The 18,213-nt window shown below is 67.2% G+C and carries 20 protein-coding genes and 1 pseudogene; 15 read left to right on the plus strand and 6 right to left on the minus strand.

Going from position 1 to position 18,213, the window contains the following annotated elements; genetic code table 11:
* The first annotated feature begins 2 nt into the window (after positions 1–2).
* The 10 genes and pseudogenes from rplO to ACOGI5_RS06105 all read left to right on the plus strand — a co-directional run bounded on the left by rplO (position 3) and on the right by ACOGI5_RS06105 (position 6,091).
* Complete coding sequence (gene rplO, locus ACOGI5_RS06060; RefSeq protein ID WP_419863533.1) at positions 3–494, plus strand: 50S ribosomal protein L15; 492 nt, start codon at positions 3–5, stop codon at positions 492–494.
* A 9-nt stretch (positions 495–503) separates the two neighbouring features.
* Complete coding sequence (secY, locus tag ACOGI5_RS06065) at positions 504–1,832, plus strand: preprotein translocase subunit SecY (protein WP_419863534.1); 1,329 nt, start codon at positions 504–506, stop codon at positions 1,830–1,832.
* Positions 1,833–1,837: 5 nt separating this feature from the next.
* Complete coding sequence (locus tag ACOGI5_RS06070; protein WP_419865444.1) at positions 1,838–2,392, plus strand: adenylate kinase; 555 nt, start codon at positions 1,838–1,840, stop codon at positions 2,390–2,392.
* 40 nt (positions 2,393–2,432) lie between these two features.
* Complete coding sequence (rpmJ, locus tag ACOGI5_RS06075; protein ID WP_155429726.1) at positions 2,433–2,546, plus strand: 50S ribosomal protein L36; 114 nt, start codon at positions 2,433–2,435, stop codon at positions 2,544–2,546.
* 18 nt (positions 2,547–2,564) lie between these two features.
* Positions 2,565–2,942 (plus strand): 30S ribosomal protein S13, encoded by a 378-nt coding sequence (gene rpsM / locus ACOGI5_RS06080; RefSeq protein WP_419863535.1) that lies wholly within the window; start codon positions 2,565–2,567, stop codon positions 2,940–2,942.
* Entirely contained in the window at positions 2,939–3,334 is a 396-nt protein-coding gene (gene rpsK / locus ACOGI5_RS06085; RefSeq protein WP_419863536.1) for a 30S ribosomal protein S11, read from the plus strand. Before rpsM ends, rpsK begins: the two co-directional genes overlap by 4 nt.
* Position 3,335: 1 nt before the next feature.
* Positions 3,336–3,953, plus strand: coding sequence for a 30S ribosomal protein S4 (gene rpsD / locus ACOGI5_RS06090; protein ID WP_419863537.1), 618 nt, complete (start codon positions 3,336–3,338; stop codon positions 3,951–3,953).
* Between the two features lie 35 nt (positions 3,954–3,988).
* On the plus strand, positions 3,989–5,014 hold the full coding sequence (locus ACOGI5_RS06095) for a DNA-directed RNA polymerase subunit alpha (protein WP_419863538.1): 1,026 nt from the start codon (positions 3,989–3,991) through the stop codon (positions 5,012–5,014).
* Positions 5,015–5,016: 2 nt separating this feature from the next.
* A pseudogene (gene rplQ / locus ACOGI5_RS06100) lies at positions 5,017–5,367 on the plus strand (50S ribosomal protein L17); the annotation flags it as partial.
* Positions 5,368–5,389: 22 nt separating this feature from the next.
* Entirely contained in the window at positions 5,390–6,091 is a 702-nt protein-coding gene (locus ACOGI5_RS06105) for an RraA family protein (protein ID WP_419863539.1), read from the plus strand.
* A gap of 66 nt (positions 6,092–6,157) precedes the next feature.
* Here ACOGI5_RS06105 and ACOGI5_RS06110 read toward each other — a convergent pair whose 3' ends face one another.
* The 4 genes from ACOGI5_RS06110 to ACOGI5_RS06125 all read right to left on the minus strand — a co-directional run bounded on the left by ACOGI5_RS06110 (position 6,158) and on the right by ACOGI5_RS06125 (position 8,912).
* Positions 6,158–7,096: an acyl-ACP desaturase gene (locus ACOGI5_RS06110; RefSeq protein ID WP_419863540.1), complete on the minus strand. Its 939-nt coding sequence runs from the start codon at positions 7,094–7,096 to the stop codon at positions 6,158–6,160.
* A 122-nt stretch (positions 7,097–7,218) separates the two neighbouring features.
* Positions 7,219–7,554 (minus strand): transcriptional regulator, encoded by a 336-nt coding sequence (locus ACOGI5_RS06115; protein WP_419863541.1) that lies wholly within the window; start codon positions 7,552–7,554, stop codon positions 7,219–7,221.
* The gene (locus ACOGI5_RS06120) at positions 7,548–8,180 is read right to left on the minus strand and encodes a hypothetical protein (RefSeq protein WP_419863542.1); all 633 of its coding nucleotides are present in this window, start codon (positions 8,178–8,180) and stop codon (positions 7,548–7,550) included. Before ACOGI5_RS06120 ends, ACOGI5_RS06115 begins: the two co-directional genes overlap by 7 nt.
* 111 nt (positions 8,181–8,291) lie before the next feature.
* On the minus strand, positions 8,292–8,912 hold the full coding sequence (locus ACOGI5_RS06125; protein WP_419863543.1) for a superoxide dismutase: 621 nt from the start codon (positions 8,910–8,912) through the stop codon (positions 8,292–8,294).
* Positions 8,913–9,130: 218 nt separating this feature from the next.
* Here ACOGI5_RS06125 and ACOGI5_RS06130 point away from each other — a divergent pair, with 218 nt between their 5' ends.
* Positions 9,131–12,163 (plus strand): insulinase family protein, encoded by a 3,033-nt coding sequence (locus ACOGI5_RS06130; protein WP_419863544.1) that lies wholly within the window; start codon positions 9,131–9,133, stop codon positions 12,161–12,163.
* Between the two features lie 28 nt (positions 12,164–12,191).
* On the opposite strand, the gene truA is transcribed toward ACOGI5_RS06130, so the two are convergent.
* Complete coding sequence (gene truA / locus ACOGI5_RS06135) at positions 12,192–13,058, minus strand: tRNA pseudouridine(38-40) synthase TruA (RefSeq protein WP_419863545.1); 867 nt, start codon at positions 13,056–13,058, stop codon at positions 12,192–12,194.
* An 88-nt stretch (positions 13,059–13,146) separates the two neighbouring features.
* On the opposite strand from truA, the gene ACOGI5_RS06140 reads away from it, so the two are divergent.
* The 4 genes from ACOGI5_RS06140 to ACOGI5_RS06155 are packed head-to-tail and all read left to right on the plus strand — an operon-like array spanning position 13,147 to position 17,294.
* The gene (locus ACOGI5_RS06140) at positions 13,147–14,868 is read left to right on the plus strand and encodes an N-acyl-D-amino-acid deacylase family protein (RefSeq protein ID WP_419863546.1); all 1,722 of its coding nucleotides are present in this window, start codon (positions 13,147–13,149) and stop codon (positions 14,866–14,868) included.
* 55 nt (positions 14,869–14,923) lie between these two features.
* Positions 14,924–15,370 carry a 50S ribosomal protein L13 gene (gene rplM, locus ACOGI5_RS06145; RefSeq protein WP_419863547.1) on the plus strand — a complete coding sequence of 149 codons (447 nt, stop codon included), beginning with the start codon at positions 14,924–14,926 and terminating at the stop codon, positions 15,368–15,370.
* Between the two features lie 58 nt (positions 15,371–15,428).
* The gene (gene rpsI, locus ACOGI5_RS06150; RefSeq protein WP_419863548.1) at positions 15,429–15,821 is read left to right on the plus strand and encodes a 30S ribosomal protein S9; all 393 of its coding nucleotides are present in this window, start codon (positions 15,429–15,431) and stop codon (positions 15,819–15,821) included.
* A 6-nt stretch (positions 15,822–15,827) separates the two neighbouring features.
* Positions 15,828–17,294 (plus strand): phosphoglucosamine mutase, encoded by a 1,467-nt coding sequence (locus tag ACOGI5_RS06155; RefSeq protein ID WP_419863549.1) that lies wholly within the window; start codon positions 15,828–15,830, stop codon positions 17,292–17,294.
* Here ACOGI5_RS06155 and ACOGI5_RS06160 read toward each other — a convergent pair.
* Positions 17,285–18,208 (minus strand): catechol 2,3-dioxygenase, encoded by a 924-nt coding sequence (locus tag ACOGI5_RS06160; RefSeq protein WP_419863550.1) that lies wholly within the window; start codon positions 18,206–18,208, stop codon positions 17,285–17,287. The genes ACOGI5_RS06155 and ACOGI5_RS06160 overlap by 10 nt on opposite strands.
* Positions 18,209–18,213: the final 5 nt, after the last annotated feature.

Here is an 18,213-nt window from a genome sequence, read left to right on the forward strand (position 1 = left end):
CAATGCTGAGACTGCATGATCTGGTCCCGCCGCCGGGATCGAAGCGCAAGCGCAAGCGGGTGGCGCGCGGCACCAGCGGCAAGGGCGGCAAGACTGCCGGCCGCGGCACCAAGGGCACCCGCGCCCGCGGCACCGTCCCCGTCTGGTACGAGGGCGGGCAGTTGCCGCTGCAGGTCCGCGTTCCCAAGCTCAAGGGCTTCAAGAACCCATTTCGTGTCGAGTACCAGCCGGTCAATCTTGACACCATCGAAGACTGCGGTCTCGACGAGATCACCCCTGCCGAGCTGCGGGCCCGCGGCTTGGTGTCCAAGGGCGCCATGGTCAAGATCCTCGGGCGCGGCGAGATCACCCGGTCCGTCACGGTGAAAGCCCATGCCGTGTCCGGCTCGGCCCGGGCAGCCATCGAGAGCGCTGGCGGAAGCATCGAGATTCTGCCGCCCACGTTCAGTGGCCCCCGGCCCCCCGCTCGGGGCAACCAGCACACCAATCGCTAGGGGCTCATCGTGCTCGGCCACATGCGCAACATCTTCCGGATCGCAGATCTGCGCCGGAAGATCATGTTCACGCTGTTCATCATTGCGGCGTACAGGCTGGGATCCCAGGTGCCGGTGCCGGGCATCGACTTCGACGCGATCGTGTCGTTGCGCGAGCAGGCCAGCTCGACCGGTGGCGTGCTGGCGCTGCTGAACCTGTTCTCGGGCGGCGCGCTCACCAACTTCGCGATCTTCGCGTTGGGGATCATGCCGTACATCACGGCGTCGATCATCATCCAGATCCTGACGGTCGCGATCCCGCGCTTCGAGCAGCTCCAGCAGCAGGGTGCGGTAGGGCAGCGGAAGCTGACGCAGTACACCCGCTACCTGACGCTGGGCATCGCCTTCGTACAGGCCACGGGCATCACGTTCATCTTCGGCCGGGGCCAGGGCACCGCCCTGGGCAACACCGCCGGTGTCATTGTCATCCCTGATTTCACGTTCAATCGCGTGGCGCTGGTGATCCTGTCGCTGACGGCGGGCACGGCACTGCTGATGTGGATGGGCGAGTTGATCAGCCAGCGCGGCGTGGGCAACGGCATGTCGCTGCTGATCTTTGCCTCGGTCGTGTCCACGATCCCCTTCGACGGGGCCCGCCTGCTGGCGGTGCAGGGCACGGTGTACCTGGCGGCGGCCGTCATCGTGGCCACGGGCATGATGGTGGCGATCATCTTCATCGAGCAGGGCCAGCGTCGCATCCCGGTGCAGTTCTCTCGCCGGCAGGTGGGCCGCAGGCTCTACGGCGGGCAGAACACCTACATCCCGCTGAAGGTCAACCAGTCGGGCGTGATCCCGGTGATCTTCGCCAGCTCGATCCTGTTCCTGCCGGTGCTGCTGTCGAATGTGGCGAACTGGGGCTGGCTGCAGACCGCTGTCGACGAGTACCTGACCCAGCCCGACAACATCGCCTACATCCTGTTCTTCGGCGGGCTGATCGTGGGATTCGCCTACTTCTATACGGCCATCACGTTCGACCCGGTGCGCCAGGCCGACAACATCCGCAAGCAGGGCGGCTTCATTCCCGGCATCCGGCCCGGGCCGCAGACCGAGCGGTACCTCGCCAGGGTGCTGAACCGCATCACGCTGCCGGGTGCTCTGTTCATTGCCTTGGTGGCGCTGTTGCCCAGCGTGCTGCTGTCGCTGACCAGTGACCTCGATGCGCTGGGCAGCGGCGGTGCTGGTGCGGCCATCGGATTCGGCGGTGTGTCGATCCTGATTGCCTCCGGTGTGGCACTGGAGACCATGAAGCAGGTCGACAGCCAGTTGCTGATGCGCAACTACGAAGGGTTCCTGGCCTGATGAGCATGCGACGGCTGGTCATCTTGGGCAAGCAGGGAGCTGGCAAGGGCACCCAGTGCGAGCTGCTGGTGGAGCGCTATGGCATTGCCCACATCTCGACGGGCGACATGCTGCGGGCCGCTGTCGCGGCCGGCACCGAACTGGGCCGGCAGGCCAAGGCGGTCATGGACGCAGGCGACCTGGTCAGCGACGAGCTGATCCTGGGCATCGTGGCGGAGCGGCTCACCGAGCCGGACACCGCCGCCGGTTTCCTGCTGGACGGCTTCCCCCGCACCGAGGCCCAGGCGGACGGTCTGTTTGCGCTGCTCGCGCCGAACACGGTGGAACGGGCGATCGACTTGGACGTGCCCGACGAGGTGGTGACCCAGCGGATGCTGGAGCGGGGCCGAGCCGACGACACGCCCGAGGCGATTGCGCGGCGGCTGGAGCTGTACGAGGCCGAGACAGCGCCGCTGCGGAAGCTGTTCGCCGATCAGGGAGTGCTGGTGACGGTGGACGGCCTCGGCACCCCCGCCGAGGTCCATGGGCGCATCGTGGCCGCCATCGAGGCGGCACTGTGACCCCTATACTTGCTCGCTCGTCTACAGCGCAGGTCACCCGATGAAAGTCCGTCCGAGCGTCAAGAAGATCTGCGACAAGTGCCGCGTCATTCGTCGTCACGGGCGGATCCGGGTGATCTGCTCGAACCCGCGACACAAGCAGCGGCAAGGCTGAGACAGGAGTTCCGTATCGATGGCCCGAATCGCCGGCGTCGACATACCGCGTGAGAAGCGTGTGGAGATCGCGCTCACCTACATCTACGGCATCGGCCGTTCGGCCAGCCAGCAGATCTGCGAAGACCTGAACATCGCAGAGCGCACGCGCGTGCGTGACCTGACCGATGCCGAGGTAGCCCGTATCCGCAACCACATCGATGCCAACCTGGCCGTCGAGGGCGACCTGCGGCGCGACATCGCCCAGGACGTCAAGCGGAAGATCGAGATCGGCTGCTACCAGGGCGTCCGCCACCGCCGCGGTCTCCCGGTGCGGGGTCAGCGCACGCATACGAACGCACGCACCCGCAAAGGTCCGCGCAAGACCGTCGCGGGGAAGAAGAAGGTAAGGAAGTGAACCAGCAGCAGCCGGCGCGGCGCGGGCGCCGCAGGGAGCGCAAGAACGTCGGCGACGGCGTGGCGCACATCAAGAGCTCGTTCAACAACACGATCATCACGTTCACCGATCTGCAGGGCAACGTGGTGTCGTGGGCATCGGCCGGCAACGCCGGCTTCAAGGGCTCTCGCAAGTCGACGCCGTTCGCCGCGCAGCAGGCGGCCGAGCAGGCCTCCGAGCGCGCCATGGAGCATGGCGTGCGCCGGGTGCATGTGCACGTCAAGGGTCCCGGCTCGGGCCGCGAGACCGCGATCCGCTCCATCCAGAATTCCGGCATCGAGATCAAGGGCATCCGCGACATGACGCCGGTGCCGCACAACGGCTGTCGCCCCCCGAAGCGACGGAGGGTCTGAGATGTCGCGCTACACCGGTCCCAAGGCGCGCGTCTCGCGGCGGCTCAACACCAATATCTGGGGCACCGAGGGCGAGACGAAGGCGCTCGACCGGCGTCCCTACCCGCCTGGCGAGCACGGCCGCGGCCGGCGACGCAGCCAGAACTCGGAGTTCTTGCTGCAGCTGCAGGAGAAGCAGAAGTGCCGCTTCACCTACGGGATGACCGAGCGGCAGTTCCGCAACGCCTACGAAGAGGCTGCCCGCCAGCGCGGGGTCACCGGCGAGAACCTGCTGCGGCTGCTCGAGCTGCGGTTGGACAACATCGTCTACCGGGCCGGCTGGGCGGCGACTCGCCCGCAGGCTCGCCAATTCGTGAGCCACGGCCACATCGACGTCAACGGACGCCGGGTGAACATTCCCAGCTTCCGGGCCCGCAAGGACGACGTGGTCGAATTGCGGACGAAGGCCCGCGAGATCGTCACCATCCGCTGGAATCTCGACGTGCTGGACCGCACCCCGCCTGCGTGGCTGGAGGCGAGCGACGGCGGCCAGCGGGTCACCGTGCGCGAGCTGCCGATCCGATCCCAGATCGAGATTCCGGTTCGCGAGCAGCTCATCGTCGAGCTCTACAGCAAATAGTCCTGTCAACATCTGCCGCCCACGAAGGGGTGAACGTGTCCATCTCCGACACCTTGGTCATGCACCGACCGACGATCGACATCCTCGGCGAGCCTGAAGGCAACCGCCAGCGCTTTGCCATCGGCCCCCTGGAGCCCGGCTTCGGGCATACGCTCGGCAACTCCCTGCGCCGCACGCTGCTGTCGTCGATTCCCGGCGCAGCAATCACCCAGGTGCGTTTCGACGACGCGCTGCACGAGTTCACGACCATCGAAGGCGTCGTCGAAGACGTCACCGACATCATCCTGAATCTCAAGGATGTGGTGCTGAGGTGTCACACCGACGAGCCCGTGGCGGTGCGTCTCGACGAGCGGGGCGTGGGCCCGGTGCTGGCGGGACACGTGGACTGGGGCATCGACGTCGAGTGCCTGACACCCGACCTGCACATCGCGACGCTCGGCGAGGGTGCCCGCTTGGCGATGGACCTCACGGTTGAGCGTGGCTGGGGCTATGCGGCGCCTGAGAGCGAGCGTGCCGGCAGCACGATCGGCGTGATCCTCGTGGACGCGCTGTTCAGCCCGGTGCGCCGTGTGGCGGTGGAGGTCGAGCCGGTGCGCGTCGAGCAGTCCACTGATTTCGACCGGCTTGTGCTCGACATCGAGACCGATGGCGCGATGACCCCGCGCGAGGCGCTGTCCTCGGCGGGCGACACGCTGTGCCGGCTGATGCTCATGATCGCCGAACTGTCGCCGGAGCCCCTGGGTCTCGACATTGCCGAGGTGGCGGTCGGCGGTGGCCGGACCAGCGATCTCGAACGTCCCATCGAAGACTTGGGCCTGTCCGAGCGCGCCCGCAACTGCCTCAAGCGAGCGCAGTTCAATACCATCGGCGAGCTGCTCGACCAGTCGGTGGACGAACTCATGACCGTTCCGAACTTCGGCCAGAAGTCGCTCGACGAGGTCATCGAGAAGCTCGACGAGCGGGGTCTGGCGCTGCGTGGCATGAGCCCGTCGTCTGAGTCTGAGGGCGAGGACGAAGGCGAAGCCGATGCCGAGCAGGCCACCCCAGCGGCGGTTAGCTGATCATGCCCACGCCCACGAAGGGCCGACGCCTCGGCGGCAGCGCCAGTCACCAGCGCTCCATGCTGGCCAATCTGGCGGCGTCGTTGTTCGCTGCAGAAGCCATCGAGACCACTGAAGCCAAGGCCAAGGCGCTGCGGCCATACGCCGAGAAGCTCATTACGAAGGCGCGCAAGGGCGGGTTGGCACGGCATCGCCAGATCATCGCCAGCCTCAATGGCGACCAGGAGATGGCCCAGAAGCTCATCGACGAGATCGGCCCCCGCTATGAGGGACGTCCGGGCGGCTACACGCGCATCTTGAAGCTCGGACCGCGCCGGGGCGACAACGCCCCCATGGCGCTCATCGAACTGGTCTGACTCCACGCGTGTTCAGCACATGAGCACTGACTCGTTGAGCGCTGGGGTGCTCGACGCTCTGCGGGAGCTGGACACCCCGACTGTCTGCAACGCGCTCGAGATCGTGGCGCCCCATCGCCGCGCCTACGGCTACACCACGTCCCCGCTGGTCTGTCCCGACCCGGACACCGTGATGGTCGGCTATGCACGCACCGCCACCATCCGAGCCAATGCGCCATCGGGCCGATCCGGCGATGACGACACCGGCGTGCGCGTCGGCTACTACCGGCACATGGCCGCGGGCCCGCAGCCCACGATCACGGTGATCGAAGACATCGACGCCTCGCCCGGCTACGGCGCCTGGTGGGGCGAGGTGAACAGCAGCATCCATGCCGGGCTCGGTTCGCTTGGCGTCATCACCAACGGCTCGATCCGTGACCTGGCCGAGTGGGCACCGGGCTTCGGCGCGCTGGCCGGTTCGATCGGACCGTCCCACGCTTGGGTGCATGTTGTGGAGTACGCGGTGCCGGTGACGGTGCATGGCATGTCGGTGCGTCCCGGCGACCTCATTCACGCCGACCGCCACGGTGCGGTCGTGGTGCCTGCCGATGCAGCGGCCGACGTTCCCGCAGCGGCTGCCAAGATCGCTGCTGCCGAGCGCGTGCTCATCGACGCCGCCCGCAGCGAGGACTTCTCGATTGATCGGCTGACCGCCCTGCTCGACCCCCAGGGCGATCACTAGTCCGTCTTGGAGGCCGTGCGTCGGCCGGGCAGCAGCCAGGTGCGGTGTGTGAGTGCGACGCTTGAGTCAGCGCACGAGCGCTGCATTGCGACGCAGCGCGCTCCGCGCTTCCGCGTAGCGGTCGGCGAGGCGTTGCCCCACGCGGCCGATCCGTTCGATCAACGCCATGAGCCGTTCGCGGGCCGCCTCGGCGATGCCCGAGAGTTCTGTCAGCCCCGGCAGATTCCAATCGCGGAGCACCACAGGCTGCAGGATCTGGTCGTGATGGATGGCTAGGTCGTAGATCCCGGCCTCGGCGATGATGCGCGAGTGGGCATCGAAGTCGGTGATGCCCACTCCCGGCATGGCGAAATCCTGTACCTGGTTCGCGATAGCCACGACCGCACCGGACGGGTCGATCTCGACGGCGGCGCTCATCACGTCCCGGTAGAACAGGAAATGCAGGTTCTCATCGAAGGCGACTCGCCGCATGATGGCCTTGCCGGCAGGGTCGTCGATGTGGCGCCCGGTGTTGAAGTGCGCGATGCGGGTAGCCAGCTCCTGCAGCGTCACGTAGGCGAGGCCCTCCAGCAGGCTCGGGGGCTGAGGCACTTGCCCGCACTGCACCTGGGCCATGCGGGCCCGCTCCAGTGCCACGGGGTCGAGCGCTCGGGTGACCGACAGGTAGTCATAGATGACCCGGCCGTGGCGCCCCTCTTCGGCCGTCCAGCGGCGCACCCATTCGCCCCACGCGCCCTCACGGCCGAACAGCCGCTCGCTGTCGCGGAAGTAGTACGGGAGGTTCTCCTCGGTGAGCACGTTCACGAAGAGGGCGCTGCGAGCCTCAGGGGTGAGGTTGGCCTCCTCGGGTGACCATTCGTAGTCGGGCGCGAAGTCCTCGCCCCGGCTCCAGGGCACGAGCGCGTGGGGGTGCCACTCCTTGGTCTGCCGAAGGTGGCGCGCCAGGAGTCGCTCGACCTCTGGCTCCAGATCGGCGAGCGTCCGGGCATCAGCCTCTACCGGCATCGGGCATCGCCAATCACCATGCGGGGTCGAGCCTAATGACGTAATCCCCCCGTTCAGGACGCGCTGAGCCATGAGGATCTCGCGCCGATGTCAACCGTGTGCCGCAATCGGCGATCGCAGTGTCAGGAGCTGGCGCGCACGCCGAGGGCTCGCTCGAGGTTGACGAGGTACTCGGCGAAAGCGTCGCGCCCCGCCGGGGTGGCTTCTACCCAAGTCCGCGGCTTGGCGCCCTGGAACTCCTTGGTGATTGCGATGTAGTCCGCATCTTCGAGCCTCCGCAGGTGCGTCGTGAGATTGCCTGGTGTCAGGCCCAGGTGCTTCTGCACGAATCCATAGGCCAGACGGTCGTGGTTCGCCAGCGAAACGAGCAACGACATGATCCGCAGCCGCGCCGGCTGGTGGATGGTCTCGTCGAGGTCGATCTCGCCGCCGCCCGGCATGCCGTCGGCGATCACCATTCGCCTGTCCTGCGCACCCACATGGCGATGATTGCCAGCAGCACGAGCATGGCGATTCCCGAGACCGCCGGCGCGACGTCGTCGGAGACATAGTGCGGCACATAGAAGGCCACGGCCATGCCCACGCCGAAGACGGCGATCACGGTTCGGTTCAGGATTCCGAAGAGCACGTACCCCAGCGCGAAGACTCCCAGCAGGACGAAGGGGATCTTCTCGGCGCCGGATTCGTTCCACAGGCCTGCTGCACCAGGCAGCAGCCCCGCTGCCACCATGACCGTGATCCAGTAGGCGAACACCCGGATCCCGGCGCTCTGCATGGTGCGACCCGGCGAGAGCGCGTTGCCGGCGCGAGTACCGATGACCATGCTCCCGATCACGCCGGGGAACGTGATGATTGCCCACAGCGGGCCGGGGTACCAGGGGTTCTTGTCGGCGAAGTCCGCAGCGAAGGTCGCCACGGCGTACTGCGCCAGGTAGGCGATCGAGATGATCCCGGCCCACATCAGCAGGATCGCCGTACTGCCTGCGGTGTAGAAGGCGCTGCGTGCGCCGTGCACGGTGGCGTGAACCGTCTCCCAGCCTTCGTCAGGGCTCAGCACCGCAGTGTCGTCGCTGTCTTGCACCATAGGAGCCTCCTCCGTTGTGTTGCAAACTAGTTTGTATCACAAACTAACAACGTACGCAAGTGAGCGCAAGAGGGATTTCAATCCCCAGCGAAACAGTCGATGTCGACGGGGCTAAGCGTGCGCGCGCAGGGCCGCGGCGTAGTTGGCCGAGGCGAATTCCCAGTTGATCAGGTGCTCGACGAACGCATCCACGTACGCGGCCCGGGCGTTCTGATAGTCGAGGTAGTAGGCGTGCTCCCACACGTCGATCACCAGCAGCGGCGCCAGGCCGTCAGTCAGGGGCGTCTGGGCATCGTCGGTCTGGACGATACGCAACGAGCCCCCTCCGTTGCCGCCGGAATCGTCAAACACCAGCCAGCCCCAGCCCGAAGCGAAGTTCCCGACCGCCCCGGCGGCAAAGTCGGCACGGAAAGCGTCCACGCCTCCAAAGCTCGCCTCCAGCGCGGCCGCCAAATCGTCGCCGGGCTCACCACCGCCGCCGGGCGACATGGACTGCCAGTAGAAGTTGTGATTCCACGTCTGGGCTGCTGCGTTGAACAACCCGCCCGAGGGCAGCGAGCGCACAAGGTCGTTGAGCGAACGGCCCTCGTCCGGCGTGCCAGCAATCCTGTCGTTCACCGTCCGCACGTAGCCGGCGTGGTGCTTGCCGTAGTGGAAGCTGATCGTGCGCTCGCTGATGTGCGGCGAGAGCGCATCGGGTGCGTACGGAAGGTCTGGCAGCTGGATCGTCATCTGAGCACCACGCGGTCGAAGGCCCGGGCGAGTATGCCAGCGGAAGCCAGAACTTCGGCAACACCGAGGGATGCGCGGGGTCGCCGGAGCAGCTCGTGAAGCGAGGCCGAGCACTCTGCGCTTGCATGAGCATTCATCATTTTTTGTGGTGATGCTGGCCGGCAATCCACGAGTACTGTCCAGTGCCGCATGCTGCCGGCCGGAAAGCGAGTTCTTCGATGAATCCAGCCCCTTGGCGCCGACTCCTCGCAGTGCTCTTCGCAGCCGCTCTGGCGGCTGCCGCATGCGCTCCAGACGAACATGACGCGGTCAGCGAACCCGAATCGGCCGACGACGAGACAGTCGAAGTTGACACCGACGAGCCGGAGGCTGTCGAAGCCGACGCAGGGCCCGATGAGGCTGACGAACCGGCGCCTGTTGACGAGCCTGCGCCTGTTGAGGAACCTGCGCCTGAAGACGAGCCTGCCCCTGAGCCCATCGGCGACCCGGTCGATCTGGGCGAGTTCAACGACTACGAGCCTGGCGATCCGGATGCGACCCCGCTGCCGGTCGATCCGGACGTCCTGATCGGCGAGCTCGCGAACGGCCTGACCTACTACGTGCGCTCGAACGACTCACCGGGCAAGTCGATCATGATGCACCTGGTCGTCAATGCGGGGGCGGTGCTCGACCCCGACGGCGCCGAGGGCGCAGCTCACTTCCTGGAACACATGATGTTCAACGGAACCGAGCGCTTCTCCAAGAACGAGCTGCTCCAGGTGCTGCGCGATTTCGGCACTGACTTCGGCCCCGATCTGAACGCGTACACCAGTCCCGATGAGACCGTCTACATCCTCGATTTCAAGCTCGACCACCCCGGAGCCATCGGCCTCGGCTTCACGGTGCTGTCCGAGTGGGCGTCGGCGGCCACGCTCCTGCCCGCCGATGTCGACGCCGAGCGAGGGATCGTCCTGGACGAATACCGCCTGCGCGACGAGTCGGCCTCAGGAAGGATCTCGAACTTCCTCGACGCCATCTACTACTCGGGAACCGTCTACGAGGGCATGCTCGTCGGCGGCAGCGAGGAATCCAATCTGTCGATGACAGCGGAGGTCTTGCGCGACTTCTACGACACCTGGTACCGCCCGGACAACATGGCGGTCGTGGTGGTGGGCGACCTGCCCGTCTCGGAGATGGAGACGCTGGTGGAGCACTACTTCGCGGAGCTGGCGCCGCGCACGCCGACGGCACCGCCGCAACCCGAGCGGTCTGCGTTCATCGCCGACTTCGTGGACGAGCCGGTGACCGATGTGGTCACGCATCCCGATCACGGCCCGATCTACATCTCGCTCGACTGGCAGCTGCCCGCGTGGCCTGAAGGGACAGTCGGGGGCGAGCGGCTGCGCTTCATGGAGAGCCTGATCGCCCGCATGCTCGACATCCGGCTGGATGCCGCGTTCCAGGCCGGCCAGCTGTCACAAGCCACCGAGCCGCACTTCAGCGCGTTTCCCGCTGCACGTGGCTTGCGCCTGTACGGCACGAACTACCAGGGCCCCGATCTGAACCAGGCGACCACCGACTACATCTCGGTCGTGCACGGCGCGGCCCACTTCGGCTTCACCCAGGCCGAGCTCGACCAAGGGGTGAGCGCGTTCCGCACGTCGCTCGAGTTCCAGCTCGAGAGCGAGGAGACCCGCCAGGACCGGGAGTACTCGTTCGGTTATGCAGCGCACTTCCTGAGCGGCGCCGACGTCTCGGGGACCGAGGACCGCGTGGCCCGGCTGAGCGCGCTGCTCGACTCCTACACGGTCGAAGAGCTCACCGCCCATCTGCGCTGGCTCCTGGAGATCGCGCCGCCGCTGGTGGTGTCGATCGGACCCGACCCGGCGGACGTGCCGACAGCGACCGAACTGCGTGCCGCAGTGGATGCGGCCGTTCCGCTGGCACCGCCGGCAGCTCAAGAGGCCATCGACGCGCTGATGGCAAGGCCGGATCCGGCTGCACTTGCTGCCGAACGATCACTCGGACTGTTCGACGATGCACATGAATGGGAATTCCCCAACGGCGCCACCGTGGTGTTCGTGCCGTCAGACATCGCGGCGGGCGAGGTGTCGGTCGTGGCGGAGAGCCTGGGCGGCTGGTCGTCGCTGTCGGTGGGCGACTCGGCCTTGGTTCGTCACGCGGTCGGAGCGGTCGCTTCGAGTGGCGTCGGCGACGCGACCGCCACGCAGCTCGACGAGTACCTGGCCACCACCACGGCCCGCGTGAGCCCGTTCATCGGGCAGTACTCCGAAGGGTTCTCGGGTGCTGCCGGGGCCGACGATCTCGAGGCGCTGTTCGCGCTCATGCACTTGTACGTCACCGAGCCGCGCATCACCGAGGTGGCGGTCAACGAGCAGATCCAAGCGATGCAGACCCGTCTGGCGAACGCTGAGACCTTCCCGCAATGGATCTCCGAGCTGGCGCTGCTGGACGCGCTGTACCAGGGCAGTCCCTGGTACCAGTTCATTGCCACCCAGGATCAGATCGACGCCACCACCGGGGAGTCGCTGTTCGGCCTGTACCAGGCACGGCTGAGCGACGTGGACGACCTGTTGGTGGCAGTCGTCGGCGATATCGACCGGGCCACGGTGGCGGACTTGGCGGCCCGCTACATCGGCACGCTGCCCGCCGGCGCCGACGATACGTTCACCGACCACAACCCGGGATTCCCGTCGGGCGTGCAGCGCATCACGATTCCGGTCGAAGCCGACTCGGGCTCGGCGGGTCTCGACATGGTGTTCGGTGCCCCCACGACGCTCACCACCAGAGCGCTGGTGCTCGGCGACGTGGCCGCAGCGGTCATCAACGACTTGCTCGACGGTCGGGTTCGAGAGCAACTCGGCGACACCTACTCAGTCGGGTCGTCGGTCTCGCCCGACGATGCCACGGGCAAATGGACGGCGCGCATCAGTGCCACGGGGCCGTCGGATGGACTCGAGACCAGTCACGCCACCATCGTGGAAATACTCACCGAGTTGATCGCCGACGGTCCTGCCGATCGCGACTTCCAGCAGGCAATCTCGGTGACGCGGGACAACTACGTGCTTGAGTCGAACTCTGCGATCATCAACCCGCTCCTGCGGCGCCACCACGCCGATGACGGCAATGTCGGCACGCCCGAACAGCGGCGAGCAGTTCTCGAGCAGATCACGGCGGCCGAGGTGCAAGAGCACATCGCGCTGTGGTTCAACCTCGACAACCGCATCGAGGTGTTCCGCTCCGAGCAGTAGCCGTCCCGACCGCCGGCCGGTGGGCTCGTCAGCGCGACAGCTCGCCGGGGTAGCGGACCGCAACGAGGGTCAGCCCGTGCGGCGGCGCGATCGCCGCTGCTGAATCCCGGCTGCGTGCCGCCAGCACAGCAGGCACGTCGCCGGCTGCACGGTCACCGCGCCCCACCGCCACGCACTGCCCGACGATGGCCCGCACCATCTGGTGGCAGAAGGCGTTCGCTTCGATCTCGAAGAGCAGCTCGGCGCCATCGCCAGACCAGCGCGCCGCCGACACGGTGCGCACCAGCGATGCATCGGGCCGGTTTTTTGGCCGGCGGCAGAACGAGGTGAAGTCGTGCTCGCCGACGAGGTGACCTGCGGCAGCGTTCATCTCGCCGATGTCGAGCGGCGCAGCAACATGCCATTCGAGATCGGCACAACGGGGATCGGGATGAGCGGTGTTGCGCACCCGGTACTCGTAGGCACGGGCGGTGGCCGAGTGACGCGCGTCGAAGCCGTCCTCAGCGAGTGACGCCGCTGTCACGGCGATCTCCGGGTTCAGCAGGCGGTTCAACGAGGACGTCAGCCTCTCGAGCCGTTCGGGTCCGCCTACGTTGTCCGACTGGCCTTCCGGCCGGCTGTCGCTGTTTCGGCTTCGGGTGATCCGACGGAGCCCGTCGCCGCCGATGCGAAACGACACCACCTGCGCCGTGGCATGTACGCCCGCGTCAGTGCGGCCAGCCGCCGTCAGCACGGGCGCTTCGCCCAAGATGCGCTCCAGCGCCGGGCTCAGCTCGCCGGCCACCGTGCGAACGCCCTCATTGGCTGCGAAGCCGCGAAAGCCGGTGCCCCGGTAGGCCAGATCCAGCCGCACCGTCCGCTGCCCGGAACTCTCAGCAGCCTCATGTTCGTTCACCGCTGGCACGGTAACTTCGCTGGGAGCGGTGCGGGCACGGTCACATGCCGGCAGAGCCGCACCGCTGACTCACAGGGGGACACTGCAGATGCTCGATATCAGGATTGCGGGCGGCACGATCATCGACGGCACCGGTGCGCCGCGCACCGAAGGCGACATCGGCATCCGCGACGGTCGCATCGTGGCCGTCGGCAGCGAAGCCACTGCGGCGGCGGGGCCTGCCGAGCGCACGATCGATGCGTCCGGCAGGGTGGTCGCACCCGGCTTCGTCGACATCCACACGCACTTCGATGCGCAGGTGTTCTGGGACACCACGCTGTCTCCGTCGCCATTGCACGGCGTGACCACGGTGATCGGCGGCAACTGCGGCTTCACCATTGCCCCGCTGGAGCCCGATCACGGCGACTACCTGATGCGGATGCTGGCCCGGGTGGAGGGCATGCCGCTCGAGTCGCTGCAGGAGGGCGTCCCGTGGGATTGGCGCACCTTCGGTGAGTATCTCGACTCGATCGACGGCACGCTGATGCCCAACGCTGGATTCCTCGTAGGACACTGCGCGCTGCGGCGGATCGTGATGGGGGAGCGCTCGGTGGGCCACGAGGCCACGCCCGACGAGCTCGAGGCCATGAAGCTGCTCCTGGCCGAGAGCATCGCCTCGGGCGGGCTGGGCTTCAGCTCGTCGTGGGCCAAGACGCACAACGACGCTGCCGGCGAGGCTGTGCCCTCGCGCCACGCCTCCACCACCGAGCTGATCGAGCTGTGCTCGGTGCTGCGATCGAGCCCGGCGGTGGCTCTGGAGTTCATCCCGACCATCGAGCGCTTCGACACCGACGTGTACCAGCTGCTCGCCGACATGTCGGTGGCCGCGGACCGGCCGCTCAACTGGAACGTGATCTTCGCCAACGGCCGGCATCGAGATGTCATCGCCCAGAAGCTCGAGGCCAGCAACTTCGCGGCTCGCCAGGGCGGGCGTGTGGTGGCGCTGACCGCCCCGATGCCCGCGGTCAGCCGCCTGTGCTTCGAGAGCGGATTCCTGCTCGACACGCTGCACGGCTGGGCTGAGCCCATGGCACTGCCTCCGGCAGAGAAGATGCAGCTCCTGGCCGACCCTCAGCGCCGCGCTGAGCTGAATGATCTGGCACAGCAGCCGAGCGCCTTCCGGGGCGTGGCCCGCTGGGAGCGTCTCACGGTCGGCGAGGTCACCAAGTCCGAGCTCACGCACTTCGAAGGCCGCACGATCGGCGAGATTGCCGACGAGCAGGGCATCACGCCATGGGATGCGCTGTGCGACTTGGTGGTGGCCGACGACCTCAAGACCGGTCTGTACCCGCGCGCCGCTGGCGACGACGACGACAGCTGGGCGCTGCGCCAGGAGCTCTGGAATGACGACCGCTGCGTGATCGGAGCGTCGGACGCAGGCGCGCACCTCGACTTCCTGGCCACGTTCAACTACTCGACGTACCTGCTGGCCGCGGCCCGCGACCGCCAGATGCTCGAGCTGGAAGACGCCATACATAAGCTCACCGACGTTCCTGCCCGCCTGTACGGCCTCGCGGACCGCGGACGCCTTGCGGAGGGCTGTCATGCCGACGTCGTGGTGTTCGACCCCGACGCCGTGGCGCCGAAGCCGATCGAGGTGCGCGAGGACCTGCCCGGCGGCGCATGGCGCCTCTACGGCGAGGCCGACGGCATCGACACAGTGCTGATCAACGGCGAGGTCGCCGTCAGCGGCGGCGAGTTCACCGATGCGCGGCCGGGAACCCTGTTGCGGGCCGGGCGCGACACGGTTCCGGTGACGGCAACCGGCTGACCGCCGGTAGCCTCTTGGGGCCTGTCTCGCAGTCGACCCCATGCGGAGTTCCAGCGTGCGTACCTATGCCCCTAAAGCATCTGAAATCGAGCGCTCGTGGTTCGTCGTCGATGCCGAGGGCATGGTGCTGGGCCGCATGGCGACCCAGGTCGCCAAGATCCTGCGTGGCAAGCACAAGCCGACCTTCGCCCCCTATATCGACGGCGGCGACCACGTTGTTGTGGTGAATGCCGACAAGGTGGTGCTGACCGGCGACAAGGCCACGAAGAAGCTCGTGCACCGCCATTCGGGTTACCCCGGCGGTCTGCACAGCGAGAAGTACGGCGATCTGCTGGCCCGTCGGCCGGCCGACGCAGTGCGGCGCACCATCCGTGGCATGCTGCCGCACAACCGTCTGGGCCGTGCGCAGCTGCGCAAGCTGAAGGTGTACGCCGGGCCCGACCACCCCCATGCCGCTCAGCAGCCCCAGCCGCTGCCGTTGCCCGACGCCATGGCGCGCTGAAGCGCCGTTCCGAGCGCCGTAGCCGATAGCCACACCCGACGAGAAAGACCCCGATTTCGTGCCCGTTCCGCTGACGCAGACCACCGGCCGCCGCAAGCGTGCCGTTGCCCGGGTGAGGTTCCTGCCCGGCAGCGGCAACATCTCGGTGAATGGTCGCCCATTCGACGAGTACTTCACGTCGTCGGTGCACCGCATGGAGATCACCGAACCGCTGCGGCTCACAGAAACCGCCGCGAGCTACGACGTCAGCGCCACCGTGGACGGCGGCGGGGTTGCAGGTCAAGCCGGCGCGTTGCGCTTGGGCATTGCCCGTTCGCTGCTGGTGCTCGACCCTGAGGCGCGGCCGACGCTGAAGTCGGCCGGCCTGCTGCATCGCGACGACCGCAAGAAGGAATCCAAGAAGTACGGCCTCAAGAAGGCCCGCAAGGCGCCCCAGTATTCCAAGCGCTGAACCGGCGTGGAACCCACCTTCGGAACCGACGGCGTTCGAGGGCGGGCCTTCGACGAGATCGACGAGATCGTCGCGCACGCGCTCGGGCGCGCGGCGAACCGGGCGCTGTTCGCAGGCAATGATGGTGCGCGCTGGGCGGTCGGCCGCGACACACGCGAATCAGGTCTCGCGTTGGCACGAGCGCTCGTTGCCGGTTTGCGAGCGACCGGAGCTGAGGTCATCGATCTCGGCATCGTGCCCACGCCGGTAGTGGCATTCGCAGCCCAGCACCTCGGCACAGCCGGCGCCATGGTCTCGGCATCCCACAATCCGTGGCACGACAACGGCGTCAAGCTGTTCGCAGCGGGCGGCACCAAGCTCAGCGATGCCGAGCAGGCTGGCGTCGCGGGCTGTCTCGACGATTTGCGACTGACGCACGGCGATCGACCGTCGGCGGCTGAGATCGCACGCCGACGAGGCGTTGAGCCCGTCATCGGCGCTGTTGAAGCTCGGGTGGTCTCGCCGAACGCGACAGCCCGAATGCTGGATGCCTATGAGCATTCGCTGCGCGCCGCCATCGACGGCCGCACGCTCGACGGCCTGCATCTGGTGCTGGACGGCGCGAACGGTGCGAGCGCATCGCTGGCACCCGCAGTGCTGCAACGGCTGGGCGCGCAGGTCACTGCACTGTTCTGCGAGCCCGACGGTCGCAACATCAACGACGGCTGCGGATCGGTGAACCCTGGCGCGCTCGGGGCGGCAGTGCTCGATGTCAGCGCGGATCTGGGCTTGGCCTTCGACGGCGACGGCGACCGGCTGATCGCGGTGGACAGCGAGGGGCAGGTCATCGACGGCGATCGCCAGATGGCGCTGTTCGCCGTCGACTTGGCTGAGCGGGGCCTGCTGGCCGGCGACACGCTGGTCGTGACGGTCATGTCCAACCTGGGGTTGCGGCGGGCGATGGCCGAAGCCGGCATCGAAGTGGTCACCACCGCAGTGGGGGACCGAGCGGTGCTCGAAGCACTGGAGGCAGGCGGCCACCGTCTCGGCGGCGAGCAGTCAGGCCACGTCGTCTTCCGGCACGAAGCCACCACCGGCGACGGTCTGCGCAGCGCTGTCCACCTTGCCGACCTCGTTGCCCGGCGCGCCGCGGGCGCGGTGGCGCTCACGAGCGCCGCTGTGTCTGCTGGTCCGGCGCTCACGAGCGCCGCTGTGTCTGATGGTCCGGCGCTCACGAGCGCCGAACTTGCGTCGCAAGCAATGCAGGCCGCCCCGCAGGTGCTCCGCAGTGTGCCGGGGAGCTCACGATCGCTCACCGATGAGATTCAGCGTGCAGTCGATGGCATCGCCGCCGGGGCAGGTCCGGATGTGCGGGTGCTGGTGCGTGCCAGCGGCACCGAACCGGTCATCCGCATCATGGTCGAGGCGCCGACCGAGAGCGAGGCAGCGGATCTGGTGGACCGTCTCGCCGACGTGATCGTCGATCAGGTGTAGACGTTCAGGAACGCCTCGTTGAGCCGGCGGTCGACGTAGAACACACCCTTGCCGAGCTGCTCGGCATCCCAGGTCCTCTGAGGCACATCGGGGAAGTAGATGTACCCGCCGGCGAACACCTCGTTTCGGTTGCCGGACGGATCCCAGAAGTAGATCGTCTGGCCGCGGGTGATGCCATGGCGGGTCGGGCCGATGTCGACCGGAATGTCGTACCGGCTCATGACGTCGCCGGCGTGCGCCACGTCGTTCCAGCTCTCGAGGAAGAACGACACGTGGTGGAAGATGCCCGGTTCCTCCGCGGCGACGAACGCCACATCGTGGGCCTTGCTGGCACAGCTCAGGAAGGGCGCCACATAGGACCCGTCCGGCGCCACGACAACCTCGGACACTTCGAAGCCCAACACCTCGGTGAACAGTTCCACCGTCTCGGCGATGTTCGGCCCGTACAGCAGGCAGTGGTCCATGCGAGTGGCCCGCATGCCGCGGGGCTCCTCATCCCACACATCGGGGTTGTGCGTCGGAGGCGTCTTGTCGGCGATGGCCATCTCGGCATAGAGATGGATGGTGTGTCCCGCTGGGATCTGGAAGCTGACCACGCGGCCGAGCCCCGGCTGCGAGCCGGGCTCGAGGTGGTCCACCTCGATGCCGTGGGCGTACAGCTTGTCGGTCAGCTCGCTCAGATCGGCGTCGTTGCGCACCTTGAATCCCATGAAGTCCATGCCGGGCGAATCGGCTGGCCGCAGGATGACGCTGTGATGGTCGAACTCGTCGTACGCCTTGAAGTAGGTCCGGCCGTCATCGCCGGTCCCGACGTGGCTGAGGCCGACTCGATCCCGGTAGTGGACGATCGAGCCTTCCATGTCGGTGGAGCGGATCTGGACGTAGCCAGCTCGCATGACTCCCGTGATTGCCATGGCGA

Source organism: Candidatus Poriferisodalis sp. (genome assembly GCF_965208925.1).
GTDB lineage: Bacteria > Actinomycetota > Acidimicrobiia > Acidimicrobiales > Poriferisodalaceae > Poriferisodalis.

What these genes read in the sequence shown, in the direction of transcription:
- rplO (WP_419863533.1), top strand. Translation starts at nt 3, where the DNA reads ATGCTGAGACTGCATGATCTGGTCCCGCCGCCGGGATCGAAGCGCAAG.
- rpsD (WP_419863537.1), top strand. Translation starts at nt 3,336, where the DNA reads ATGTCGCGCTACACCGGTCCCAAGGCGCGCGTCTCGCGGCGGCTCAAC.
- ACOGI5_RS06125 (WP_419863543.1), bottom strand. Translation starts at nt 8,912, where the DNA reads ATGACGATCCAGCTGCCAGACCTTCCGTACGCACCCGATGCGCTCTCG.
- ACOGI5_RS06110 (WP_419863540.1), bottom strand. Translation starts at nt 7,096, where the DNA reads ATGCCGGTAGAGGCTGATGCCCGGACGCTCGCCGATCTGGAGCCAGAG.
- ACOGI5_RS06140 (WP_419863546.1), top strand. Translation starts at nt 13,147, where the DNA reads ATGCTCGATATCAGGATTGCGGGCGGCACGATCATCGACGGCACCGGT.
- ACOGI5_RS06115 (WP_419863541.1), bottom strand. Translation starts at nt 7,554, where the DNA reads ATGGTGATCGCCGACGGCATGCCGGGCGGCGGCGAGATCGACCTCGAC.
- rpsM (WP_419863535.1), top strand. Translation starts at nt 2,565, where the DNA reads ATGGCCCGAATCGCCGGCGTCGACATACCGCGTGAGAAGCGTGTGGAG.
- ACOGI5_RS06120 (WP_419863542.1), bottom strand. Translation starts at nt 8,180, where the DNA reads ATGGTGCAAGACAGCGACGACACTGCGGTGCTGAGCCCTGACGAAGGC.
- rpmJ (WP_155429726.1), top strand. Translation starts at nt 2,433, where the DNA reads ATGAAAGTCCGTCCGAGCGTCAAGAAGATCTGCGACAAGTGCCGCGTC.
- ACOGI5_RS06130 (WP_419863544.1), top strand. Translation starts at nt 9,131, where the DNA reads ATGAATCCAGCCCCTTGGCGCCGACTCCTCGCAGTGCTCTTCGCAGCC.
- ACOGI5_RS06070 (WP_419865444.1), top strand. Translation starts at nt 1,838, where the DNA reads ATGCGACGGCTGGTCATCTTGGGCAAGCAGGGAGCTGGCAAGGGCACC.
- ACOGI5_RS06105 (WP_419863539.1), top strand. Translation starts at nt 5,390, where the DNA reads ATGAGCACTGACTCGTTGAGCGCTGGGGTGCTCGACGCTCTGCGGGAG.
- ACOGI5_RS06160 (WP_419863550.1), bottom strand. Translation starts at nt 18,208, where the DNA reads ATGGCAATCACGGGAGTCATGCGAGCTGGCTACGTCCAGATCCGCTCC.